Source organism: Rhodothermales bacterium, assembly GCA_039944855.1.
Taxonomy (GTDB): domain Bacteria; phylum Bacteroidota; class Rhodothermia; order Rhodothermales; family JANQRZ01; genus JBBSMX01.
In genome coordinates this window covers 143,371-165,734 of the sequence record JBDUXZ010000020.1, presented here as the reverse complement: position 1 = coordinate 165,734, position 22,364 = coordinate 143,371, and the positions used below count along the sequence as shown (strand labels likewise).

The 22,364-nt window shown below is 67.9% G+C and carries 23 protein-coding genes and 1 tRNA gene; 16 read left to right on the top strand and 8 right to left on the bottom strand.

From position 1 onward, the window contains the following. Positions 1-6 precede the first annotated feature (6 nt). The 4 genes from ABJF88_09790 to ABJF88_09775 form a co-directional block, all read right to left on the bottom strand. Positions 7-1,026 (bottom strand): beta-ketoacyl-ACP synthase III, encoded by a 1,020-nt coding sequence (locus tag ABJF88_09790; GenBank protein ID MEP0547211.1) that lies wholly within the window; start codon positions 1,024-1,026, stop codon positions 7-9. A 69-nt stretch (positions 1,027-1,095) separates the two neighbouring features. After that, on the bottom strand, positions 1,096-2,094 hold the full coding sequence (gene plsX, locus ABJF88_09785; protein MEP0547210.1) for a phosphate acyltransferase PlsX: 999 nt from the start codon (positions 2,092-2,094) through the stop codon (positions 1,096-1,098). Between the two features lie 206 nt (positions 2,095-2,300). Continuing rightward, a complete protein-coding gene (gene rpmF / locus ABJF88_09780) occupies positions 2,301-2,489 on the bottom strand; it encodes a 50S ribosomal protein L32 (GenBank protein MEP0547209.1) in 189 nt (62 codons plus the stop codon). Between the two features lie 45 nt (positions 2,490-2,534). Then, positions 2,535-2,993 carry a DUF177 domain-containing protein gene (locus tag ABJF88_09775; protein ID MEP0547208.1) on the bottom strand — a complete coding sequence of 153 codons (459 nt, stop codon included), beginning with the start codon at positions 2,991-2,993 and terminating at the stop codon, positions 2,535-2,537. 710 nt (positions 2,994-3,703) lie between these two features. Between ABJF88_09775 and dnaA the strand changes: the two genes are divergently transcribed. Together dnaA and dnaN are read left to right on the top strand one after the other, a co-directional pair. Further along, positions 3,704-5,278: a chromosomal replication initiator protein DnaA gene (dnaA, locus tag ABJF88_09770; GenBank protein ID MEP0547207.1), complete on the top strand. Its 1,575-nt coding sequence runs from the start codon at positions 3,704-3,706 to the stop codon at positions 5,276-5,278. 125 nt (positions 5,279-5,403) lie between these two features. Next, positions 5,404-6,540: a DNA polymerase III subunit beta gene (gene dnaN / locus ABJF88_09765; GenBank protein ID MEP0547206.1), complete on the top strand. Its 1,137-nt coding sequence runs from the start codon at positions 5,404-5,406 to the stop codon at positions 6,538-6,540. A gap of 81 nt (positions 6,541-6,621) precedes the next feature. On the opposite strand, the gene ABJF88_09760 is transcribed toward dnaN, so the two are convergent. Further along, a complete protein-coding gene (locus ABJF88_09760; protein MEP0547205.1) occupies positions 6,622-7,638 on the bottom strand; it encodes a hypothetical protein in 1,017 nt (338 codons plus the stop codon). A gap of 120 nt (positions 7,639-7,758) precedes the next feature. Continuing rightward, positions 7,759-8,400: a sigma-70 family RNA polymerase sigma factor gene (locus tag ABJF88_09755; protein MEP0547204.1), complete on the bottom strand. Its 642-nt coding sequence runs from the start codon at positions 8,398-8,400 to the stop codon at positions 7,759-7,761. 257 nt (positions 8,401-8,657) lie between these two features. Here ABJF88_09755 and rplM point away from each other — a divergent pair, with 257 nt between their 5' ends. The 14 genes from rplM (at position 8,658) to ABJF88_09685 (ending at position 19,478) form a co-directional block, all read left to right on the top strand. Next, entirely contained in the window at positions 8,658-9,101 is a 444-nt protein-coding gene (gene rplM, locus ABJF88_09750; GenBank protein ID MEP0547203.1) for a 50S ribosomal protein L13, read from the top strand. A gap of 34 nt (positions 9,102-9,135) precedes the next feature. Then, a complete protein-coding gene (gene rpsI / locus ABJF88_09745) occupies positions 9,136-9,528 on the top strand; it encodes a 30S ribosomal protein S9 (GenBank protein ID MEP0547202.1) in 393 nt (130 codons plus the stop codon). A 134-nt stretch (positions 9,529-9,662) separates the two neighbouring features. Next, entirely contained in the window at positions 9,663-10,439 is a 777-nt protein-coding gene (gene rpsB, locus ABJF88_09740) for a 30S ribosomal protein S2 (protein ID MEP0547201.1), read from the top strand. A gap of 178 nt (positions 10,440-10,617) precedes the next feature. Beyond that, positions 10,618-11,454: a translation elongation factor Ts gene (gene tsf, locus ABJF88_09735; GenBank protein MEP0547200.1), complete on the top strand. Its 837-nt coding sequence runs from the start codon at positions 10,618-10,620 to the stop codon at positions 11,452-11,454. 142 nt (positions 11,455-11,596) lie between these two features. Continuing rightward, positions 11,597-12,394, top strand: a complete 798-nt coding sequence (gene pyrH / locus ABJF88_09730) for a UMP kinase (GenBank protein MEP0547199.1) — start codon at positions 11,597-11,599, stop codon at positions 12,392-12,394. Further along, complete coding sequence (gene frr / locus ABJF88_09725; protein ID MEP0547198.1) at positions 12,391-12,960, top strand: ribosome recycling factor; 570 nt, start codon at positions 12,391-12,393, stop codon at positions 12,958-12,960. Before pyrH ends, frr begins: the two co-directional genes overlap by 4 nt. Positions 12,961-13,052: 92 nt before the next feature. Continuing rightward, positions 13,053-13,140 (top strand) — tRNA-Ser (locus ABJF88_09720). Positions 13,141-13,233: 93 nt separating this feature from the next. Next, positions 13,234-14,109, top strand: coding sequence for a YicC/YloC family endoribonuclease (locus ABJF88_09715; GenBank protein MEP0547197.1), 876 nt, complete (start codon positions 13,234-13,236; stop codon positions 14,107-14,109). A gap of 53 nt (positions 14,110-14,162) precedes the next feature. After that, the gene (gene gmk, locus ABJF88_09710) at positions 14,163-14,717 is read left to right on the top strand and encodes a guanylate kinase (GenBank protein MEP0547196.1); all 555 of its coding nucleotides are present in this window, start codon (positions 14,163-14,165) and stop codon (positions 14,715-14,717) included. A 47-nt stretch (positions 14,718-14,764) separates the two neighbouring features. Then, positions 14,765-15,067: a DNA-directed RNA polymerase subunit omega gene (locus ABJF88_09705; protein MEP0547195.1), complete on the top strand. Its 303-nt coding sequence runs from the start codon at positions 14,765-14,767 to the stop codon at positions 15,065-15,067. Positions 15,068-15,091: 24 nt separating this feature from the next. Then, a complete protein-coding gene (gene coaBC / locus ABJF88_09700) occupies positions 15,092-16,393 on the top strand; it encodes a bifunctional phosphopantothenoylcysteine decarboxylase/phosphopantothenate--cysteine ligase CoaBC (GenBank protein MEP0547194.1) in 1,302 nt (433 codons plus the stop codon). Between the two features lie 47 nt (positions 16,394-16,440). Beyond that, a complete protein-coding gene (locus tag ABJF88_09695) occupies positions 16,441-17,094 on the top strand; it encodes an SGNH/GDSL hydrolase family protein (protein ID MEP0547193.1) in 654 nt (217 codons plus the stop codon). An 89-nt stretch (positions 17,095-17,183) separates the two neighbouring features. Continuing rightward, on the top strand, positions 17,184-17,753 hold the full coding sequence (locus tag ABJF88_09690) for a DinB family protein (GenBank protein ID MEP0547192.1): 570 nt from the start codon (positions 17,184-17,186) through the stop codon (positions 17,751-17,753). A gap of 60 nt (positions 17,754-17,813) precedes the next feature. Then, positions 17,814-19,478: an isovaleryl-CoA dehydrogenase gene (locus tag ABJF88_09685; GenBank protein ID MEP0547191.1), complete on the top strand. Its 1,665-nt coding sequence runs from the start codon at positions 17,814-17,816 to the stop codon at positions 19,476-19,478. Positions 19,479-19,557: 79 nt separating this feature from the next. Here ABJF88_09685 and ABJF88_09680 read toward each other — a convergent pair whose 3' ends face one another. After that, the gene (locus tag ABJF88_09680) at positions 19,558-19,932 is read right to left on the bottom strand and encodes a DUF559 domain-containing protein (GenBank protein MEP0547190.1); all 375 of its coding nucleotides are present in this window, start codon (positions 19,930-19,932) and stop codon (positions 19,558-19,560) included. A 107-nt stretch (positions 19,933-20,039) separates the two neighbouring features. Beyond that, positions 20,040-22,073 carry a GMC family oxidoreductase N-terminal domain-containing protein gene (locus ABJF88_09675; GenBank protein MEP0547189.1) on the bottom strand — a complete coding sequence of 678 codons (2,034 nt, stop codon included), beginning with the start codon at positions 22,071-22,073 and terminating at the stop codon, positions 20,040-20,042. Positions 22,074-22,364: the final 291 nt, after the last annotated feature.

The following is a 22,364-nucleotide window of genomic DNA, read 5'->3' as shown; positions in this document are numbered from 1 at the left end:
AGGGGGTTACGCGTCGGTCGGGGGGACGCCGTGCTCGGAGCCGTCGTAGGCCCAGCGGAGATAGGTCGCGCCCCACGTGAAGCCGCCGCCGAAGGCCGCGAGGATGAGGTTGTCGCCGGGGCGGAGTTCGTGCTCCCAGTCGTAGAGGCAGAGCGGGAGCGTGGCCGCCGTCGTGTTGCCGTAGCGCTCGATGTTAATCATCACCTTATCGCGGTCGACGCCCATCCGGTTCGCCGTCGCGTCGATGATGCGGAGGTTGGCTTGGTGCGGGACGAGGTAGCGGATGTCGTCGCCTTCGAGGCCGTTGCGCTCCATCACCTCGGCCGCCACGTCGGCCATGCCGCGGACGGCGAACTTGAACACCTGCCGCCCCTCTTGGTGGAGGAAGTGCTCGCGGTTCTCCACCGTCTCGTGCGTGGTCGGGTGGAGGCTGCCGCCCGCCTTCTGCCGGAGGTAGTCGCCGCCCGAGCCGTCGACGTGCTCGATGGAGTCGACGATGCCGTTGCCGTCCTCGGTCGGTTCGAGGAGGACCGCGCCCGCGCCGTCGCCGAAGATGATGCACGTCGTGCGGTCGGTGTAGTCGACGATCGCGCTCATCTTGTCCGCGCCGATGACGAGCACCTTCGTGTGCTTGCCGGACTCGATGAACCGCGCGCCGACGTTGAGGGCGAAGAGGAAGCCGCTGCACGCCGCCGAGAGGTCGAAGCCCCACGCCTTCGAGGCGCCGAGCTGCTCCTGCACGAGGCATGCCGTCGCCGGGTAGATCATGTCCGGCGTCACCGTCGCTACGAGGATCAGGTCGATCTCGTCGGCGCTGATGCCGCGGCGGTCGAGGACCTCCTGCGCCGCCTTCGTCGCCATGTACGAGGTCGCTTTCTCCGGGTCGCGGAGGATGCGCCGCTCACGGATCCCGGTGCGCGACCGGATCCACTCGTCGTTCGTGTCGACGAGCTTCTCGAGGTCGGCGTTCGTCATCCGCTCCTCCGGGAGGAAGTGACCGACGGCGGTGATGGCGGCGCGAGGCATAGAGGTGGGGAGGTCGTGCGTAGGGGCGCAGCCTGCTGCGCCTCTACGGGATGGTAAAGCGGGGAGGGGTCAGGCGAGGGCGGCGGCGATCGCGCCGCGCACGTCGTGGCGGGCCCCGGCGGCGGCGCGGCGGATCATCTCGGCGATCGCGCGGGCCGACGAGCCACCGTGCCCGATCAGCACCGCCCCGTCCACGCCGAGAAGCGGGACGCCGCCGTACTCCTCGTAGTTGAACGGCTTCGTGACGTTCCCGAAGACGCGCTTGATGAGGTCCGTCTCCTCGGCGCTGAGGCCCTGCCGTTTGATCTCGGCCCCGATCAGTTGGGGGAGCACGGTCGTGAGGCTCTCGCCGAGCTTGAGCACGATGTTGCCAACGAACCCGTCGCACACGATGACGTCGGCGGCGTGGTGCATGATGTCGCGGCCTTCCATGTTGCCGACGAAGTTCACCCCGTCGAGCGCGGCGATCAACTCGTGCGCGGCCTTCGCCGCCTCGTTGCCCTTCCCGCGCTCCTCGCCCACGTTCAGCAGGCCGACCGTCGCGTTCTCGCGCTGCATCACGCCTTCGGCGTAGACCTGCCCCATCTGCGCGAACTGCGCGAGGTGCTCGGGTTTCGAATCCACGTTCGCGCCCACGTCGATCACGATCGAGTAGCTCTTCGTGGTCGGGAAGTAGCCGGGGAGCGCGGGCCGCGCCACGCCCGGTAGCCGGCCGAGGATGAAGAGCGACGCGGCCATCACCGCACCCGTGTTGCCCGCCGAGGCGAATGCGTCGACGGCGCCCTGCTTGTGCGCGCCGAGCCCGACGTGGATCGACGAGCGGGTCTTGGTCTTCACCGCCGTCGCCGGCGACTCGGCCATCCCGATCACCTCGGGCGCGTCGAGGACGTCGAGCGGTAGGTCGTCGGCGTCGTGCTCGGCGAGGGCGGCACGGATCGTCTCCTCGGGGCCGACGAGCACGACGTGCAGGTCCCCATCGGAGTCTCGGAGGGCCTGAACGGCGCCCTCGACTACGACTCCGGGCGCGTGATCGCCGCCCACGGCATCAACCGCCACACGAACAGCCATTGGATCTCGACGTTGGGTGCTTGACAGCCCGAGGGCTGCGTTGCGATGAGAGAGGAGGAGCGGCGCGAGGCCGGGGAGGGCGTAAAGATACGGAGCGCGCCCAGACAAACGCACGCCCCGCGCGAGCGTCCGACGAGTCGGCGACGCGCGGGGCGTGCGTTTAGGAGGAGATACCGCAGGCCGTTCCGGGCCGAGACGCCAGGCGCTTACGCGTAATCCGGGCGCTCGACGACGGTGCGCCCGCGGTAGCTGCCGCAGGTCGGGCAGGCGCGGTGGTACATCTTGGCGTTGCCGCAGTTGGGGCACTCGTGCACTTCGGGCGTCGAGGTGATCTTGTACTGCGAGCGCCGCTTGGCGGTGCGGGCCTTCGAGTTCTTGCGCTTCGGATTAGCCATGGGTCAGGTCGATGGTTCAAAGGCCGGCATCGGCCAGGGGGTGCGTTATTGAGAGTCGCGGAGCTTCTTGAGGGCGTCCCAGCGAGGGTCGATCGTGTTGCCGTCCGCGTCGGTGAGCGCGCCGAACGTCACGGGCAGGTCTTCGTCCTCGGCGCCTGGCGCGACGCGGCGGGTCGGGAGGGCGAGGAGGAGCGTGTCGCGGACGGGGTCGGTGAGGTCGAGTTCGTTGCCCGGTTCGGGGAGCGGGCGGACGTCCTCGTCGCTCCCCTCCGCCGTCGTGTAGCGGTCGAGGTGTTCCGGGAGCACGAACAGCACGGCGTACGTACCTTTGACCCGCTGCTGGAACGGCACGAGGGTCCGGTCGCACTCCAGCGTCGCCGTCGCCCGCGCCGTGAAAGCGATGAGATCCCGCTCCTGCTCGTGGTCCAGCCGGATCTCTACCGTGATGCTGTCGAACATCTCGGGGTCGAGGTTGACCTCTTCCGCCGAAGGCGTCAGGGTCATCTCGTGGAGGCCGGGGGGCAGGGGAGCGGTTTCGATGCCGAGCATCGGGGGCGGTGCGTCTGGAAAAAGGGCAGAATCGAAAAGGTACACTTTCGCCCCTGCCGACCGCAAGCCCGAGACCGCGCGCAAAGCTGTAACCAAACCACATCAACAGAGACTTGACAGCAAATGGCCTTGTGGGCTACCGTAGAGAGGGGGGCGGATGTCTGCGAGAGTAGCGTTCTCAAACTCCGCGAGAAGATCGGAACCGGGCTTGCTCTTTGTTCGGCGGGGGCGTACGGGCGGGCGGGCGCACTTGTGAACAACTTGTTGACAAGCAGTACGCTCGCTGCTGCTCCCGCCGCTGCGAGCCCGGGGTTTCTGAGGAGGAGGGCGGGTCTCCTGCGCCTGAAATACACACGAGCAATACAAGTATTTGAAATTTATCACCTTGAGCATGTTGTTTGTAGTGTGGATAAGATGTTGGTAAATGGATCAGGCCGCTTGCATGAGGGCCCCCCTCCCGTCCCACACTCCTGCACCGTGGGTGGCGGTTGTGAATAACTCGACGCAGGCCCGTCTCCCACCTTGCACGGCTTCCAACTCTCCGACTATTTTGGGCGCCGGGTTGCTTCCGCCGTCACGCGCTCGCGTCTCCGCTCCTCTCCCGATTGTGAAGGTTCTGTAACGTAGTTTCCTAACCCCTCCCCACGCCGCGCGCTGCTCCCCGAATGAAAGACGCCTCCGAGCCCTCCCGCCCTGTCGATACGGATGCCTCTCCGGACGCGGTGTGGAGCGCTTGCCTGGCCATCATCGGGGACAACATCAACCGGCAGAGCTTTAAGACGTGGTTTGAGCCGCTGAAAGCCGTAGGGCTGGAACAGGAGGACGGGATCACGAAGCTGACGATCCAACTCCCCAGCCGCTTCTACTACGAGTGGTTGGAGGAGCACTACTTCGGCCTGCTGCGGAAGACCGTGACGAAGGTGCTCGGGCCGGGCGGGCGGCTCTACTACGATATCGTCATCGAGAAGGAGGAGCAGGGGGAGCACAGCGGTTCCTCGATGCAACTCCCCGCGCGACCCCCGACGGCCCCCGGCGCCCCCCCGGCGCAGCCCGGCCGGTCTACGGGCGGCGAGACGCCGCCACCGCGCTCGGCCGAGAGCCAGCGGCCCCGGACCACGCGTCGCCCTCCCGAGCCCTCGCACGCCCAGCCCGCACCGCCGCCCATCGCCAACCCCTTCGCGATCCCCGGCGTTCAGAAAGTCAAAGTCGACAGCCAGCTCAACGCCTCGTACGTCTTCGACAGCTTCATCGAAGGCGACTGCAACCGGCTCGCGCGCAGCGCCTCGTGGGCCATCGCGCAGCAGCCCGGCTCAACCGCGTTCAACCCGTTCCTGATCTACGGCGGCGTCGGGCTCGGCAAGACCCACCTCATCCAGGCCGTCGGCAACTACGTCCGCGAGCACCACAAGAGCGACTCCGTCCTCTACGTCTCGTCGGAGCGGTTCACGACGCAGTTCGTCCAGGCGATCCAGAACAACCGCGCCTCCGACTTCAGCCTGTTCTACCGGCAGATCGACCTGCTCATCGTCGACGACGTGCAGTTCTTCGGGGGGAAGGAGAAGACGCAGGAGGAGTTCTTCCACATCTTCAACGCGCTCCACCAAGCCGGCAAGCAGATCATCCTCTCCGCCGACCGGCCGCCGAAAGACATCGAGGGCATCGAGGAGCGCTTGCTCTCCCGCTTCCAGTGGGGCCTCTCGGCCGACGTCCAGCAGCCCGAACTCGAAACGCGCATCGCGATCCTCCAGCGGAAGGCGGAGGATGACGGGATTGAAGTCGACCCCGAGGTGATCGAGTTCGTCGCGCACAACGTGAAGAGCAACATCCGCGAGCTCGAAGGCTCGCTGATCCGGCTCCTCGCGCACTCCACGCTCCACGGCCGCGACATCGACCTTGAACTCGCCCGCGAAGTCCTCCGCGACCTCATCAAAGAAACGCGCGTCTCGCTCGGCGTCGAGCAGATCCAGCAGATCGTCTGCGAGTACTTCAAAATCCCCGAGGACCTCGTCCGCGCCCGGACCCGCAAGCGTGAGGTCGTGCAGGCGCGGCAGGTGGCGATGTACTTCGCGAAGCAGTTCACGAAGCACTCGCTCAAAACCATCGGCCTCCACTTCGGCGGGCGCGACCACTCGACGGTGATCCATGCGAACCAGAGCGTCGAGAACCAGATCGACACGGACCACAAGTTCCGCGAGATCATCGACGAGATCCGCCGCAAGCTCGAACTCCACACCCGCTGATTGGGGATCGCGCGGTGCGGATGTTGGACCGGGAGCTGAACGGGACCAATCCGCAAGCCGCAATCGTAGATCCCCATCCGTACGCACCCGATCTTTAGCGTCCTCCGACACCTCCGAGTCCCGCCATGAAGTTCACCGTCTCCAGCGCCGATCTGCAGAAGGCGCTCACCGCCGTCAACGGAGCCGTCCCGAGCAAGAGCACGCTCCCCATCCTCGAATGCGTCCTCTTCGAGAAGGAGGGCGACACGCTCCGCCTCGCCGCGACCGACCTCGAGATCTCGATCGTCCAGCGCCTCCACGTGCAGTTCGAGTCGAACGGCGCGTCCGACGGCCCGACCGAGCGCGTGGCTGTCCCCGCGAAACGACTGCTCGACACGCTGCGCGCCCTCCCGGCGCTCCCCATCACCTTCTCCTCCGACGGCGATTTCCAGGTGGAGCTGACGACAGATCAGGGCCGCTACAAGATGGTCGGCTTCGACGGCGCGGACTACCCGGCGCTCCCGTCGCTCGAAGGCGAGCGCGAGATCGAAACGGCTGGAGGGCTCGTCAAGCGCGCCATCAGCAAGACCGGCTTCGCCGTCTCGAAAGACGCCCTCCGCCCGGCGATGATGGGGATCTACTTCCAGATCCGCCCCGAGCACAGCCGCGTCGTCGCCACCGACGGCCACCGGCTCGTGAAGCTCGTGCTCGATGCGATGTCGGCCGAAGAGCCGCTCGACTTCGTGGTGCCGGAGAAGGCGCTGAGCCTGACCGCCCGCGTGGCCGGCGACGAGGCGTGCACGATCCGCGTCGGCGGCGGCTACGTCGGCTTCGACTTCGGCGACGTGCAAGTGATGGGGCGGATGATCGACGAGCAGTACCCGAACTACGAAGCCGTCATCCCGGTCGAGAACGACAAGCGGCTGAGCGTGAGCCGCGACGCGCTCCTCAACGCCGTCCGCCGTGTCGCGCTCTACTCGTCGTCGATGACGCACCAGATCCGGCTGAAGATGGAGCCGAACCAGCTCACGATCTCGGCCGAGGACATCGAGCGGGCGAGCGAGGCGAAGGAGCGCGTGCTCTGCGAGTACGAGGGGCCGGCGATGGAGATCGGCTTCAACTCGGTCTACCTCACTGAAGTCCTCTCGAACGTCGGCGGCGAAGACGTCGTGTTCGAGTTCTCGTCGCCGAACCGCGCCGGCGTCGTGACGCCCGCCGAGCAGGCCGACGGCGAGGACATGCTGATGCTCATCATGCCGGTGATGCTCAACACGTACGCGTAACGGCGTGCCCCGCTGCGAAAAAATGACGGCGGGCTGCCAGCACTCGGCTGGCAGCCCGTCGCCTGTTCAAGCGCGTGCGCGTCAGAGTTGGTCGAGGAAGCGTTGCGCGTCCGGCGCGCTCGGCCCCTGCCGATCAACGACGATCCGGAAGGCATCGCGGGCTGCGTCGGTCTCCCCTTCGTAGAGCAGGATCTTGCCGATGAGGAACCACGCTTCGAGCCCGAGCGCGGAGTCTTCCCCGCCCAGCGTGATGGTCTCTTCGAGCAGGTGCACCGTGTCGCCGAGCCCTTCGGCGTCGTAGCTCGGAAACAGGCCGAGCACGGAGGTCCGGGCGTCGTGGAGCGTTTCGAGCGCGGCGGCGTAGCGGTCGGCGGCCGGGTCCATCACGCCGTCGGCGCCACGAAGACGGAGGCCAGCGAACTCGGACTCTACGGCGCCGAGGTCGGCGAGGCGGACCGTACGCGGTTGCCCCGCGCGGCTGGCGACGAAGAGGCTACCGTAAACCAACACGAGCACGAACGAGGCTGCGAAGGCGAGTCGAGGCAGCGATACGCGCTGTAAAAACGGGATCGCGGCGTAGTCCGCGACGGAGGTCCGCCACCCGCCCGAACGGGCGCGGCGTTCGGAGGGGTTGCGGTGCTCTACAGGAGGCTCCGGGAGTGGGGCGAAGGGCAGTGGGCTGGCGGTCTCCTTCGGTTGCGCCCCTCCCAGCCGCCGCCCGGTGAGCCGCTCGAACTGCGCCCGCGGCGACTCGGCCTCCGCCGTGAGCGTCCTGAGCCGGTCCTGCATCATGCTGAACTGGCGCTCCACATCGGGATGCGCAGCGAGGGCGGCTTCGATCCGTTGCTCGAGGGCAGCGAGGTCGGAGGGCAGGGGGTGGTGCGCCATGTGCCGTGCAGCGACGTAGTGCGCGATGGACTCGGCGTCGGGTAGATCCGCGCCAGCGCGAGCCGCCTGTTCGAGCAGGCCACGTAGCGCACGGCCCTCGGCGAGCACGGACGCTGCGCCGGGGTGCGCGTCGAGGTAGGCGTCCGCCTGCGCTCGCTCGGCCGCCGGCAAGTCGTCGTAATTCAGGAGGAGGTGTTCGAGATCTTCCATGAGAAGGCGATACCAAAGGGCCGATCGAGTAGCAGAGCGGCGTGTCCGTCGAGCGGGGAGTCGGAGTCAGGGTGGAGATTGAACGAATAGACACCGAGGGCCCGGCGCCCGTAACCTCTGTTACGTCTGGAACTCGTGAAGCAGCGCGAGCAACTCCGGGTCTTCGCGGAGCCGGACGACGGCTTTGTTGACGTACGACCGCACCGACGCTGCGGGCCGGCCCGTCGCCTCGACGATGTACTCGTACGGGCGGTCCTCCAGAAACTTCAGACGAGCCACCTCCTGCAGCGATGGCGGGAGGCGTCCGATGGCGTGCTCGACGGCGCGGCGGGTGGTGCGGCGGTCGTGCTCGAAGTGCTCGGGCCTCGGGGGAGCGGGGAGGCGCGCTTCGTCGAGGACGGCGTGCTCGCCGCGGTAGCGGCGGAGGAAGTTGAGGAACGTGTGGCGACAGATCACGCTGACCCAGTTCGCGAAACGCTCGGGCTGCCGCACGTTCTCCAGATTATTCCGCGCCTTCGTGAACGCCTTGCCGACGAGCTGGTCGAGGGCTGTGGGGCCGTGGACGCTATCCCGCAGGAACTTTGCGATGAAGTAACGCCGGGTGTAGCAGTACGTCCAGAGCTCGACGAGTTCGAGGTCTTCGGCGCGCCCGGTCTCCTGCCAGCGCTGGAAGGCCGCGTTCGCTGCGTCCAGGTCATCGACGTGGAAGGGGAGGTGGGCGGCGACCTCGTCCAGCGAGCGCATGGTGGCCTTGAGCGGCATGGGCAGCGACTGGAGGGAAGAAGAGGGGAGAGCAAGCGCGCGGTCGAAGATACGAAGCAAGGATTAAGCAGGAACCGCGTCGGGAGGGTGCCGTTGGTCTGCGGCGCGTGGCGAAGCGCGCGGACGCGGGGAGATTGTGGCGCGCGGCTTCTTTCTAAATTTGCTTTCCCGCACGCGCTCCTCTCCCTACCTTGCCCTGCTCCCGCCGCGCCGTCGCGCACGCGATCGTGCGGCCCCTCGTTTCTACGCTTTCAGTTATGGACCACAACAGCTTCAAGACCGTCCCCGCCAAGGTCAACGAGATCGACCAGCAGTGGCACGTCGTCGACGCCCAGAACCAAGTCGTCGGGCGGCTCGCCGCGCGCGTGGCCGCGATTCTGCGCGGCAAGCACAAGCCGTCGTACACGCCGCACCTCGACACGGGCGACTTCGTCGTCGTCGTGAACGCGGAGAAGGCGCGGTTCACCGGGAAGAAGGAGACGGACAAGGAGTACTTCAGCCACAGCGGCTACCCCGGCGGCGTCTCCACGGCCACGCCGCGCGAGATGCGCGCGAAGAAGCCGACGTTCATCATCGAGAACGCGGTGAAGGGCATGCTGCCCCACAACCGTCTCGGCCGCGCGATGGCGAAGAAGCTCAAGGTCTACGCCGGGTCCGAGCACCCGCACGAGGCCCAGAGCCCCCAGCCGCTCGAACTCTAAAACGCCCCGCCTTCACCACGTTTAATCCAGTCCCATGGCATTGACCCAGTATCAGGCGATCGGCCGGCGTAAGACCGCCACGGCGCGCGTCTACCTCCGCCCCGGCAGCGGCGAGATCGTCATCAACAAGAAGCCGCTCGCGACCTACCTCCCGACCGAGGCGCGGCAGCGCGCCCTCCGCGCGCCGTTCACGGTGACGGGCACGGACGGCCAGTTCGACGTGCTCGTGAACGCGAAGGGCGGCGGCCTCACCGGCCAGGCCGAGGCCACGCAGCTCGGCATCGCCCGCGCCCTCCTCGAGTACAACGAGGAGCTCCGCAAGCCGCTCCGCGACGCCGGCCTTCTGACGCGCGACCCGCGCATGGTCGAGCGCAAGAAGTACGGGCAGCCCAAGGCGCGCAAACGCTTCCAGTTCTCGAAGCGGTAAGCCGCTCCCGCGGACGCCTCTCGCTTTTCTATCACACACACTGCCCGATGCGGCGGCGGGTGCTCCCGGGGCTCAGCCCCAGGGGTCGCCGTCCGCAGACGACGGCGGTGGCGGTTTAAACCCAACCTTATTACATGGCACAAGCGTCAATCGAAGACATGTTGCGCGCGGGGTCCCACTTCGGGCACCTCACCAGCCGTTGGAACCCGAAGATGGCCCCCTACATCTTCATGGAGCGCAACGGCATCCACATCATCGACCTCAAGCAGTCGAAGGCGATGCTCGACGAGGCCGCCGAGGCCGCCGGGCGCATCGCCGGGAAGGGCCGGAAGATCCTCTTCGTCGGCACGAAGAAGCAGGCGCAGGAGATCGTGAAGACCGAGGCCGAGCGCGCCGGGATGCCCTACGTCACCGAGCGGTGGCTCGGCGGCATGCTCACCAACTTCCAGACGATCCGCCGCTCGATCCGCCGCATGGAGCAGCTCGCCCGCGAAGAGCAGGACGGCACGTTCTCCCAGCTTAAGAAGAAGGAGCGTCTGACGCGGTCCCGCGAGCGCGAGAAGCTCGAGAAGACGCTCGGCGGCATCGCCGACATGGGCCGCCTCCCGAACGCCCTCTTCGTCGTCGACACCAACCGCGAGCACATCGCGGTCCAGGAAGCGCGCAAGCTCGACATCCCCGTCTTCGCCCTCCTCGACACCAACTGCGACCCCGACCTCGTCGACTACGGCATCCCTGCCAACGACGACGCGATGAAGTCCATCCAGGTCGTGACCCGCGCGATCGCCGACGCGATTGCCGAGGGCTCGCGCGCCGGCGAGATGGAGCGCGAGGCGCAGAAGGCCGAGCAGGACAAGCGCCAGCAGGAAGCCGAAACGCAGAAGGCCGAAGCCGAAGCCGCCGAGGGCTGAGCCCGCGCGCGCTTCGCCGTACTCGCGGCGCAGCATGGGATCGCGGACCTCGTCCCCGGCCCGGCTGCGCCGCCGCTGCGTAATCGCCCCCCGACCACGCTACCCCGTACAGACGTGGCACCTCGTACAGACGCAGCATGCTGCGTCTCTACTTTCGAATCAAAACACCCGATCTACGATGAGCACGATTTCCGCCAAAGACGTCAAGCGCCTCCGCGACACCACCGGCGTCGGGATGATGGACTGCAAGAAGGCCCTTCAGGAAGCCAACGGCGACTTCGAGGCCGCCATCGAACTCCTCCGCAAGAAGGGCCAGAAGGTGGCCGACAACCGCGCCGAGCGCGAGGCTTCCGAAGGCGTCATCACGACGGCCGCCACCGATGACCATGCCGTCAGCGTGATCGCCGAGGTCAACTCCGAGACCGACTTCGTCGCCCGCAACGAGGAGTTCACCAGCTACGCCGACCGCATCACCGCGCTCATCCTCCGCGAGCGCCCCGCCGACCTCGACGCCCTCCGCGCGCTCGACTTCGAAGGCGGCCGTACCATCGGTGAGTCCATCACCGACATGACGGGCAAGATCGGCGAGAAGATCGAAGTCAGCCGGTTCGCCATCCTCGAAGCCGGCGACGGCAACCAGATCGTGACCTACATCCACCCCGGTGCCAAACTCGGCGTGCTCGTCGAGATGAAGGGCGAGGGCGATGCCGCCGAGGCCGGCCGCGACGTGGCGATGCAGGTGGCCGCGATGAACCCGGTCGCTGCGAACCGCGACGAGGTGCCCGAAGAGGTCAAGCAGAAGGAGCTCGAGATCGGCCGCGAGGCCGCCCGCAACGAGGGCAAGCCCGACCACATCCTCGACCGGATCGCGCAAGGCAAGCTGGAGCGGTACTACAAAGACAACGTGCTCGTCGACCAGCCCTTCGTCAAGGACTCCTCGATGACCGTCGAGGAGATGCTGAAGAAGAGCGGGTTCGAGATCGTCCGCTACGTCCGCTACGCCCTCGGCAGCTAAGCCTGTCGACTCAGCACGACCATCCGTAGGGGCGACCGGCCGGTCGCCCCTACGTCGTATCTGCACGAAACGCTCGATTGCGCCGAGCCCCGCTTGCGCCGTACTTTTCGGCCGCCCTTCTTCCCCTGTCCCTCCGTCGGCTATGGCTGCGTCCCCGTCCTCTCTCCGCTACCGCCGCGTCCTCATCAAGCTCAGCGGCGAGTCGCTCCTCGGTGAGAAGGAGTTTGGCATCGACCCCGCCGTGCTCGACCGCTACGCCGAGGAGCTGAAGGAGGCGCACGAGGCCGGGGCCGAGATCGCCCTCGTCATCGGCGGCGGCAACATCTTTCGCGGCGTCTCGCCCGAAGGCTCCGCCGTCTCGTCGCGCGCTCACGCCGACTACATGGGCATGCTCGCGACGATGATCAACGCGATGGCGTTGCAGGACGCGCTCGAACAGAAGGGCGTGTTCACCCGGCTGATGTCCGCCATCGAGATGGACGAGATCGCCGAGCCGTTCATCCGCCGCCGCGCGATCCGCCACCTCGAAAAGGGCCGCGTGGTCATCTTCGGGGCGGGCACGGGCAACCCATACTTCACGACCGACACCGCCGCGAGCCTCCGCGCCGCCGAGGTCGACGCCGAGATCGTGCTGAAGGGGACGCGCGTGGACGGTGTGTTCACCGCTGACCCCGAGAAGGACCCCGATGCCCGGCGCTTCGCCACGATCAGCGGGATGGAGGTCGTCCGCCGCAACCTCAAGGTGATGGACCTCACGGCGGTCACGCTCTGCCAAGAATCCGGCCTGCCTATTCTCATCTTCAACATGGACAAGCCGGGGACGCTGCTGCGCATCATCCACGGCGAGCCGGCGGGCACGCTCGTGCAGTGGAACGAGAACGAGAGCACCTACGCCGACGAACTCCGCACCCCCGCCTCGAACCCTATCGCTACGTCATGATCGACGCTACCCTCAAGCAGATCCTCGCCGACGCGCGCCAGCACATGCACAAGTCGCTGGAGCACCTCGCCCACGAGTTCAACCACATTCGCACCGGGCGCGCGAATGCGAGCATGGTGGACGAGGTCCGCGTGGACGCCTACGGCCAGCAGATGCCGCTGAACCAGGTCGCGAGCGTGAGCGCGCCGCAGAGCGACCTCCTCGTGATCCAGCCGTGGGACAAGAGCACGCTCCCGCAGATCGAGCGGGCCATCATGGCCGCCAACCTCGGACTGAACCCGACGAACGACGGCTCCCTCATCCGCATCTCGATCCCGCCGCTCACCGAGGAACGCCGGAAGGAGCTCGCGAAGGCGGCCCGTGCGCAGGGCGAGGACGCGAAGATCGCGATCCGCAACGTCCGCCGCGCCTCGAAGGACGAGATCAAAAAGGCCGCCGACGCCGAGAGCCTCAGCGAGGACATGCGCTACGAGAGCGAGGAGCGCCTGCAGACGCTCACCGACGAGTACGTCGGCAAGGTGGACGAGATGCTGGCCAAGAAGGAAACCGACATCATGGCGGTGTAGCGAACGACGAATAACGGGTGACGAATGCCGAGCGCCAGTGATGCCGCTGGTTTTCCGAGCGATCTGCCCCGATATTCGTCCCTGCATTCCCCGGAGAGGTGCCCGAGTGGCTGAAGGGGCGCGCCTGGAAAGCGCGTGTGCCGGTTTCCGGTACCGAGGGTTCGAATCCCTCCCTCTCCGCTGAGCAGCCGAGGCTCTGCCTCGCTGTCCCGAGCCGGTCTGCTCCGCGCGGACCGGCTCGCGCGTTCCCCCATCCCTCTGCCGTCCTGCTCTATGATCTACTCGATGACCGGCTTCGGACGCGGCGCGGCGAGTGCCGAAGGCGCCGACGTGACCGTCGAGCTTCGCTCCGTCAACAGCCGGTACTGCGAGGTCACGATCCGCGCTCCGCGCAGCCTCGCCGAGCATGAGGCCGAGATCCAGAATCGGGCGAAGGACGTGCTCGACCGGGGGAAGGTGAACGTGAGCGTGCAGGTGCAGCGCGCCGCTGGGACCGCCCCGCTCCGTGTCGATGTCGCCGCTGCGGCGGCCTACCGCCGTCTGCTCGACGAAGTCCGCACGGCAGCGGGCATCACGGAGCCGGTCGGGATCGAACACATTCTCAAGTACCCCGACGTCCTCGTGGCGACGGGAGAAGGCGATGAGACCGAAGGCGTCTGGGAAGCGACGCAGGCTGCGCTCACCGACGCGCTCGACGCGATGCAGGCGATGCGGCGGCAGGAGGGCGAGGCGCTCGCCGCCGACCTCCGCGCCCGGCTCGACGCGATCGAGGCCGAACTCGACGCCGTTGAGGCCAACGCCCCCGCCCGCATCGAAGCGGCCCGCGCCGCGCTCCACGAGCGCATCGCCGACCTCCTCGGCGACGAACGCCTGGACCGCGACCGGCTGGAGTTGGAGATCGCGCTCCTCGCCGACAAGCTCGACGTGAACGAGGAGTGCGTCCGCCTCCGCTCCCACCTCGCCCTCTTCCGCGACGCGCTCGCCGCCGCCGAGCCCGTCGGCCGCCGCCTCAACTTCCTCGCGCAGGAGTTCAACCGCGAGATCAACACGATCGCGTCGAAAGCCAACGACCCCGGCATCGCGCACCGCGCCGTGACGATGAAGGAGGAGCTGGAGAAAATCCGCGAGCAAGTCCAGAACGTCGTGTAGCGACGCAGCATGCTGCGCCTCCCCGCCGGCTGAGTCCCCTCCACTCCCGCCCCATGAAAATCGTCGCTCTCACCGCTCCGAGCGGAGCCGGAAAAACCACGATCGCGCGCCGCCTCACCGAGGCCGTGCCGCAGACGCGGTTCTCCGTCTCGGCCACAACGCGCGCCCCGCGCGAGCGCGAGCGTGATGGTGTGGACTACTTCTTCCTCACCGAGGACGAGTTCCGACGCCGCGTCGAGGCGGGGGACTTCATCGAGTTCGAGACCTACGCCGGGCACCTCTACGGCACGCTCCGCAGCGAGCTCGAACGCGTCGCCGCCGAAGGCGTCGCCCTGCTCGACATCGACGTGCGCGGTGCGCTCAACGTCAAGCGTCTCTACGACGCCGACGCGCTCACGCTCTTCATCCAGCCCCCGTCGCTCGCCGCTCTCGCCGAACGACTGAAAAACCGCAAGACGGAGAGCGAGATCACGCTGCGGATGCGGCTAGAGCGCGCCGAGCAAGAGATGATGTACGCGGCCGACTTCGACGCTATTGTCGTGAATGATGACCTCGAAACGGCCGTCGTCGAAACCGTGGACCGAGTCCGCACGTTTCTCGGCGGCTGAGGTCTTGCTATCTTTCGTTTCCGAACCACGCATTAACCCTGCCCCGCATGGCTATCAAAACCATCAACACCGCCGAGCTAGCCCATAAAATCGGCAACCTCTACGAGGCCACGGTGATCCTCTCGAAGCGGGCCCGCCAGGTCTCGACGCACACGAAGGCCGAGCTCGACACGAAGCTCTCCTACTTCGAGGATTTCGGCCTGGAGCCGACCGACGAGCTCCGCCCGAACGACGATCAGCTCCGCGTATCGCTCGAGTACGAGCGCCGCGCCAAGCCGACCGAGACGGCGATCAAAGAGATGCTCAACGACGAGATCTACTACCGTAACCCCGCCTCGGAAGAGGGGTAAGGGGCGGGCATCAGAGGAGCGGTGATGGAGGAGCGCGCGCACCCGACGATTGATGGCGAGGCTTCTCGGCCGGCCGTTCCGTCTTCCGCGCTGTCCGGCAAGAACATCCTCCTCGGCGTCACGGGATCGATCGCGGCGTACAAAGCGGCCGAGCTCGTCCGCCTGCTGAAAAAGGCCGGCGCCGAGGTGCAGGTGCTGATGACGCGGGACGCTGCCCGCTTCATCCCGCCGCTCACGCTTGGCACGCTCTCCGAGCGCGAGGTGCTGACGGAGATCTTCCCCGAGAACGAAGCCGGAAGCTGGACGAAGCACGTCCACCTCGGCCTCTGGGCCGACCTCTTCCTCGTCGCTCCGGCCACGGCGACGACGCTCTCGAAGCTCGCCGCCGGCGTCTGCGACTCGATGCTCACGGCCGTGGCCCTCTCGGCCCGCTGCCCCCTCGTCGTGGCCCCGGCGATGGACCACGACATGATGCTGCACCCGGCGACGCAGCGCAACCTCGCGACGCTCCGTGCCGACGGCGTCGAGGTGATTGAGCCCGAGCACGGCGAACTCGCGAGCGGGCTCGTCGGGACCGGGCGACTGCCGGAGCCCGCTACGCTCGTCGAGCGCGTCGTAGCAAAGCTGACGGCAATGGACGAACGCGCTGAGGTCCGGGCCTCCGGCGCGCTTGCCGGGTGGCGCGTCCTCGTCACCGCCGGGCCGACGCACGAAGCCGTCGACCCCGTCCGCTTCCTGACGAACGGCTCGACCGGCACGATGGGCTATGCTCTCGCCGCCGCCGCCGCGGGGCGGGGCGCCGACGTGACGCTCATCAGCGGTCCGACGGCCCTCCCGACGCCCGACGGCGTCCGGCGCATCAACGTGACGAGCGCCGACGAGATGCACGGCGCCGTGCAGCGCCACGCCGACGCCGACCTCGTGGTGATGGCCGCCGCCGTTGCCGATTACACGCCCGTCGAGCCGAGCGAGCGGAAGGTCAAGAAAGGTGACGGCGACCTCACGCTCCGCCTCCGTCGGACACCGGATATCCTCGCGGCCCTCGGCGAGCAGAAGCGGGACGGGCAGACGCTCGTCGGCTTCGCGCTCGAAACGCATGACGGCGTCGAGCACGCGCGCGGCAAGCTCGAACGGAAGAACCTCGACTGGATCGTGCTCAACCACGCGAACGAGGCAGGCGCCGGCTTCGGCCCCGGCACGAACCGCGTCACGGTGCTCGGGCGCGACGGCTCGGCGGCGGAGCTGGCGCAGATGCCGAAGGCGGCCGTTGCGGAAGCCATTCTCGACTGCGTGCTCGCGGACGTCCCGACGCTGCGCACCGTATGACGCGCCTCCTCTGCCTCGCGGCTTTCGTCTTCGCTTGCTCCGGTTGCATGACCCAATCTGCTCTCACACCGCCTACCGACGGGTCCCTCCGCTACCTCGCCCTCGGCGACTCCTACACGATCGGCGAGGCCGTGCCGCCGGAGATGCGCTGGCCGGTGCTGCTCGCGGACTCGCTGCGCGCGCGCGGGTCGGCCGTCGGCGATCCTGAGATCATTGCGCAGACGGGCTGGACGACGGACGAACTCAGCGCCGCCATCGACAAGGCCGACCCGCAGGGCCCCTACGACCTCGTGACGCTCCTCATCGGCGTAAACAATCAGTATCGGGGCGGCAACCTCGACGTGTACCGCACGGAGTTCCGGGCGCTGTTGCGTCGCGCCACCGTCTTCGCGGGTGGCAAAGCCGGGCACGTCATCGTCGTGTCGATTCCAGACTGGAGCGTGACGCCGTTTGCGGCGGACGACGTACGGAGTCCGCAGGAAATCGGCGAGCGGATCGACGCCTTCAACGAGGTAGCGCGCGAGGAAACGGCGCTGACGGGCGCGCATTTCGTCGACATTACGCCCTACTCGCGCACCGCCGCCACCGACCCGTCGCTGGTAGCAGGCGACGGGCTTCACCCCTCGGGAGCGATGTACATCGGGTGGGCCGAGCGCGTGCTGCCGGTCGCGCTCGACGCGTTGGCGGACACCGCGCGCTGAGCGATCTGTTCGGCGGAACCGCTCGGACGGTGCAACCCGGCAACGGCTCGCCCCGTCCTCGTTTCGTCCTCCGCCCAACCCCGCTCCCCATGCCCACCGCGCTTCAGCATCCCCACCTCCGCCTCCTGCTCGCCGACGCTGAGGCCATTCGCGCCGAGGCCGAACGGCTCCGCGATACGCTCTCCGACGCACAGCGCACGTGGAAGCCTGAACCCGGCGTTTGGAGCGTCGCCGAATGCTTCGAGCACCTGAGGAAAGTGGATAAGTCCTACGCGCGCAAGTTGGACGAAGCCATCGAGCGGGCCGGATCGGGCGTGGCCGACTACAAACCTTCCCTCTTCGGACGGAGCTTTATCCACTTCACCTCGCCCGCGTCGCGCGTCAAGCTGAAAGCACCGAAGGGAGTCCGCCCCACCACGGCTGCCGCCTCCGCCGATGCCGACGCGATCGAGCAATTCCTCGACCAGCAGACAGCCGTCCTCGACCTGATTCGCCGGGCTGACGGACGCGACCTCAACGGGGAGAAGTTCGCTTCCCCCATCGCGAGCATTGTGCGGTTCTCCGTGGGCGAGGGGCTGACGCTGCTCGTCCGTCACGAGCAGCGGCACCTCGGACAGGCGCAGCGGCTGACCGAGCGCGCCGACTTCCCCACGGCTTGACGGCGGGAGCGCGGCGCGCTATCGTAGCGGTGGCACACCGTTGACCTCGCCGCCGCCCCGATGCAGATCGTCACGCCCGACCCGAAGCACGCCGTCCTCAATCAGCCGCCGCCGCTCGCAGACTACGACCTCTACGCGCACGACACGCCGCTCCGCGAGGCGGTCACGCGCGAGGGGGGCGAATGGATCGACGAAACCGCGCATGCGTTCGGCGTGCGTTGCGGCTCGGCCGAGGTGCTGGAATGGGGTCGGCTCGCGAACGAGCACCCGCCCGTCCTCCGCACGCACGACCGCTACGGGCATCGGCTCGACACCGTCGAGTATCACCCGGCCTACCACGACCTGATGCGGCTCGGGGTGGAGCACGGGCTTCACAGTCTGCCGTGGACCGAGGAGCGGGCCGGCGCGCACGTTGCGCGCGGTGCGCTCATGATGATCCGTCACCAGGCGGACGAGGGCACGAGCTGCCCGATCACGATGACGTGTGCCGTCGTCCCCTCGCTCCGGCTCCAGCCCGACCTCGCCGCCGAGTGGGAGCCGCGCGTGCTCGCCACCGACTACGACCCGCGCTTCCTCCCGCCGGACGCGAAGCGCAGCTGCACCTTCGGCATGGCGATGACCGAGCGGCAGGGCGGCACCGACGTCCGCGCGAACGTCACCGCCGCCGAGCCGATCGGTGCGCGCGGGCCGGGAAAGGAATATGCAATCACCGGCCACAAGTGGTTCTGCTCGGCCCCGATGAGCGATGCGTTCCTCGTCCTCGCGCAGGCCGAGGGCGGGCTCTCGTGCTTCCTCCTCCCGCGCTGGACGCCGGACGGCGAAGTCAATGCGCTTCATTTCCAGCGGCTCAAAGACAAGCTCGGCAACCGTTCGAACGCCTCGGCCGAAGTCGAATTTGACGGGGCGTGGGCGCGGCTCGTCGGCGAAGAGGGGCGCGGCGTGGCGACGATCATCGAGATGGTCCGCCACACCCGGCTCGACTGCGCGCTCGGCTCGGCTGCGACGCTGCGCCGGGCCGTTGCCGAGGCGACGCACCACTGCGCGCACCGCCACGTCTTCGGGAAGCGGCTGATCGATCAGCCGCTCATGCAGAACGTGCTCGCCGACCTCTGCCTCGAATCCGAAGCGGCGACGGCCCTCGCCCTCCGCCTCGCCCGCGGCTTCGACGAGGCTGGAGACGAGCAGCAGGCGAAGTTCACGCGCCTCGGGACCGCCGTCGGCAAGTACTGGGTGACGAAGCGGGCCGTCGCGGGCGTAGCCGAGGCGATGGAATGCCTCGGCGGGAATGGCTACGTCGAAGAGTCGGGTATGCCGAGGCTCTACCGCGACGTGCCGGTCAACGCGATCTGGGAAGGCTCAGGCAATGTGCAGTGCCTCGACGTGCTGCGCGCCGTGCAGCGCGACCCCGAAACGCTCGCCGCGGGGCTCGCCGAGATCCGCCTCGCCTCCGGCAGCAACCCAGCCCTCGACGCGCACATCGACCGGCTCGACGCCGCGTTCGCCGATTCACACGCGCTCGAAGCCCGCGCCCGGCGGCTCGTCGAAGGGCTCGCGCTCGCGCTCCAAGCGTCGCTCCTCGTCCGCCACGCGCCCGCCGCCGTCTCCGACGCCTTCTGCGCCGCCCGGCTCGGCGACGGCTTCGCCGGGGGCGGCCTCGCCTTCGGCACGCTTCCCGCCGACACCGACTTCCGCGCCATCATCGAGCGCTCCCGCCCACAGGTGTAGCAGCCCAATGGTGTTAGCACGACGAACGCAGCCCGAGTCCCCCTCCTGGACAGGAGGGGCCAGGGGTGGTCGAAGAGGATTACCTGCCTTCTCTAAAGCGAGCGGAGATAGTCGCGAGCACGGTGTCCGGCGTTTTCAGCACGTCGCGGTTTCGGAATCGCAGCACTGCGATGCCAAGTGCTTCCAGCTCAGCCTGTCTCTTCGTGTCGTACTCGTGTCGAAGTGGGTCGTCGTGTACCGCGCCATCCAGTTCCACCGCCAGTTTCTCGGCGGGACAGTAGAAGTCGAGCACGTATCGACTGACGCTGTGCTGACGCCGGAACTTGCGGTCGTGGAGTCGTCGGCCCTTCAGCATCTGCCACAGCGCACGCTCGGCCGACGTCGGGTTGTTGCGGAGATCGCGCCGTATCGGCTTCAAGTCCGGACGGTTTGTGTGGCGCTCGTCGGGATTCATGCTCGTGTCGCCTCATTTCGTCGACCACCCCTGTCCCCTCCTGTCCAGGAGGGGGACTTTGCTTCATCGCTGTGCCGGGAGGGCGGAGGGCGTCGTTGGCCGCAAGTTTAAACGGCGGCGCTCGCCTTTCGGCGCGGCGCGGGGCTCGCAGTCTGCGCCTTGAGCCCCTGCGCCGTGTAGTGCGCAATCGCCTGCACCGAGAGCATCGGGTTGACGCCGCTGGACTCGGGGAAGCAGCTCGCGTCGGCGACGTAGAGGTTCTTCGTGCCGCGGACCTCGCCCTCGGGCGTGATCGGGTGGCGCTTCGCGTCCCCGCCCATCCGGCACGTCCCCATCTGATGCGCGGTGAAGAGCGGGAAGCGGTTCGCCTTCCAGCCCCAGTTCGGGATGTCCGCGAGGAAACGCTCCAATTCGGCCTCGCCGTGGACACGCTGGTACGTCGGCGCCGTGTTGTGCGGGAAGTAGACCTCCTCGGCACCGGCAGCGAGGTGGATGCGGCACGCCTCGGCGATGCCCCGCAGCAGGTGGTCGCGGTCGAACGTGCTGAGGCTGTAGTGGAGCACCGGTCCGCCCTGCTTGTTCGTCGTCACCCGGCCGCCGTCGCGGTCGCGCGTGAGCACGATGAACGAGCCGATGTGGGCGGCGTGCCGCATCACCGTCTTGTGCTGCTCGCCGGAGCGCCACGGCAGGGCGAGGCCGAGGAGGCCGGCGTGCGTCGGCGGCGTCTCCAGCTTCGGGCCGTAGAGGCCGTCGAGCTTGGCGAACTCATTCGAGACGGCCGACATCATAGGGCCGTACCAGGGCTCCATCCGGTCGGGGTAGCGAGCGGCGACGGCCACCGTGGGGTGGAAGAAGAGGTGGCGGCCGAGGTGGGGGTGCTCGATGCCGCTGCGCAGCAGGAGCGCCGGCGTGTGGATCGAGCCCGCCGCGACGACGACGCGCTCGGCCTGCACCGTCACGCGCACGCGCCGTCCGTCTACGCCTTCGTACGTCCCCACAACGCCCGTCGCGCGGCCGTTCGCTATCGTCACGCGCTCGACGGTGGTGTCGGCGAGGATACGGGCGCCGTGGGCGACGGCGCGCTGGAGGTACGTCGGTAGCATGCCCTGCTTCAGCCCGTCGCGGTCGCCGAAGGGGCTGAAGCCGATCCGCTTCCACTCGGCCTCGCTCTCGGGCGGGCGCTGGTTGCGCGGAATCTCGCCGACGTGGTAGCCGAGCTTCGTGCAGCCGTCCCACAGCGCCTGGTTCTGCGGGTTGTGTCGCGTTCCCCGGTCCGCCCCGACGTGCATCGCCTGCTCCAGCGTTTCGATGCTCTGCTGGAACGCCGGGCTGCGGAAGTGCGGCGCGTCGTGCTGGTCAGCCCACTGGCGGAGGATGTATTCCGGGGTGCGAAACGAGCCGGCCCAGTTGATCGTCGTGCCACCGCCGAGGCAGCTCCCGGCGAGCACGCTGACGGAGCCGCTCTTCGTCGCGAGCGCGCCCTGCTGCTCGTAGAGCCGGCCCATCGTCTCGGCCTCGCGGTGCGTGAACTCGTCGCGGTCCACGTACGGCCCCTTCTCGATCACGATCACGTCGTGCCCCGCCTCGGCCAGCTCGCCCGCAACGACGCCCCCGCCCGCCCCGCTGCCGACGACGACGGTATCGCACCGCAGCGTCACGTCGCGGTCCAGCGTCAGCGGCTCGATCGGCCGGACGTACGCGGGCGGCTCCGAGACCGGGCCGGGATAGCCGATAGCCGCCCAGTTCGGATTGGGAATGCCGGGCTCCGAGTCGCCGTAGAAGAACATCGCGGCGACGCCTTTGAGCGTGGCGAAGCCCTTGCGGAGCTGCGGCAGCGGCGAGAGCGCCCACCGCTGCAGGAGCGTTTCGCGCTGCTCGGGCGTGAGGTCGGTGATCGGCTTGAGCGGGCCGAGCCACGTGGCGCCGAGGAGCCGCGAGCCCAGCAGGTCGAGGAGCTGGCGGAACTCCTTCCGTTCGGCGTCACCGAGCGACTCGATGAGCGCGGCGAACGATTCGGCCACGTCGAGGTCGCTGGCGCGGCGGGCCCAGAATCCGTCGGCGTCGTCGGCGCGGCGGATCGAGGGGAAGAGGGCGTCGCAGGCGGCGCGAAGCGCTTCCAGGTGGGCGTCGGTGAAAGGCATGGCAAAGGGAAGTCGTGGGGAGTGTTAACGCCGTTAACCACGTCGGCAGTATACGACATCTTCACACGGGTGCCGTGAGCGGGCGCCCATCGAGCAGGTGAGGTAACGTTGCTCTGTTGAGAAGCTCGAATGGGTGTCATCCTGAGCGGAGGCCACAGGCCGCAGCCGAAGGATCTTTCCGGGGGAGACCGCGGCAGACTGTCGCAACTGTGTCCGCAGAGATCCCTCGGCTCCACTCCGTTCCGCTCGGGATGACAAAGTGGAGAGCTTCTCAACAATGCAAGGCAACGT

Bases quoted from the DNA above. Each gene is read 5' to 3' on its own strand.
- dnaA (MEP0547207.1), top strand. From the start codon at position 3,704: ATGAAAGACGCCTCCGAGCCCTCCCGCCCTGTCGATACGGATGCCTCT.
- rpsI (MEP0547202.1), top strand. From the start codon at position 9,136: ATGGCATTGACCCAGTATCAGGCGATCGGCCGGCGTAAGACCGCCACG.
- plsX (MEP0547210.1), bottom strand. From the start codon at position 2,094: ATGGCTGTTCGTGTGGCGGTTGATGCCGTGGGCGGCGATCACGCGCCC.
- ABJF88_09690 (MEP0547192.1), top strand. From the start codon at position 17,184: ATGCCCACCGCGCTTCAGCATCCCCACCTCCGCCTCCTGCTCGCCGAC.
- gmk (MEP0547196.1), top strand. From the start codon at position 14,163: ATGAAAATCGTCGCTCTCACCGCTCCGAGCGGAGCCGGAAAAACCACG.
- pyrH (MEP0547199.1), top strand. From the start codon at position 11,597: ATGGCTGCGTCCCCGTCCTCTCTCCGCTACCGCCGCGTCCTCATCAAG.
- rpsB (MEP0547201.1), top strand. From the start codon at position 9,663: ATGGCACAAGCGTCAATCGAAGACATGTTGCGCGCGGGGTCCCACTTC.
- ABJF88_09675 (MEP0547189.1), bottom strand. From the start codon at position 22,073: ATGCCTTTCACCGACGCCCACCTGGAAGCGCTTCGCGCCGCCTGCGAC.
- ABJF88_09755 (MEP0547204.1), bottom strand. From the start codon at position 8,400: ATGCCGCTCAAGGCCACCATGCGCTCGCTGGACGAGGTCGCCGCCCAC.
- tsf (MEP0547200.1), top strand. From the start codon at position 10,618: ATGAGCACGATTTCCGCCAAAGACGTCAAGCGCCTCCGCGACACCACC.
- coaBC (MEP0547194.1), top strand. From the start codon at position 15,092: ATGGAGGAGCGCGCGCACCCGACGATTGATGGCGAGGCTTCTCGGCCG.
- ABJF88_09680 (MEP0547190.1), bottom strand. From the start codon at position 19,932: ATGAATCCCGACGAGCGCCACACAAACCGTCCGGACTTGAAGCCGATA.
- ABJF88_09760 (MEP0547205.1), bottom strand. From the start codon at position 7,638: ATGGAAGATCTCGAACACCTCCTCCTGAATTACGACGACTTGCCGGCG.
- ABJF88_09775 (MEP0547208.1), bottom strand. From the start codon at position 2,993: ATGACCCTGACGCCTTCGGCGGAAGAGGTCAACCTCGACCCCGAGATG.
- ABJF88_09705 (MEP0547195.1), top strand. From the start codon at position 14,765: ATGGCTATCAAAACCATCAACACCGCCGAGCTAGCCCATAAAATCGGC.
- rplM (MEP0547203.1), top strand. From the start codon at position 8,658: ATGGACCACAACAGCTTCAAGACCGTCCCCGCCAAGGTCAACGAGATC.
- rpmF (MEP0547209.1), bottom strand. From the start codon at position 2,489: ATGGCTAATCCGAAGCGCAAGAACTCGAAGGCCCGCACCGCCAAGCGG.
- ABJF88_09685 (MEP0547191.1), top strand. From the start codon at position 17,814: ATGCAGATCGTCACGCCCGACCCGAAGCACGCCGTCCTCAATCAGCCG.
- ABJF88_09715 (MEP0547197.1), top strand. From the start codon at position 13,234: ATGATCTACTCGATGACCGGCTTCGGACGCGGCGCGGCGAGTGCCGAA.
- ABJF88_09695 (MEP0547193.1), top strand. From the start codon at position 16,441: ATGACCCAATCTGCTCTCACACCGCCTACCGACGGGTCCCTCCGCTAC.
- frr (MEP0547198.1), top strand. From the start codon at position 12,391: ATGATCGACGCTACCCTCAAGCAGATCCTCGCCGACGCGCGCCAGCAC.
- dnaN (MEP0547206.1), top strand. From the start codon at position 5,404: ATGAAGTTCACCGTCTCCAGCGCCGATCTGCAGAAGGCGCTCACCGCC.
- ABJF88_09790 (MEP0547211.1), bottom strand. From the start codon at position 1,026: ATGCCTCGCGCCGCCATCACCGCCGTCGGTCACTTCCTCCCGGAGGAG.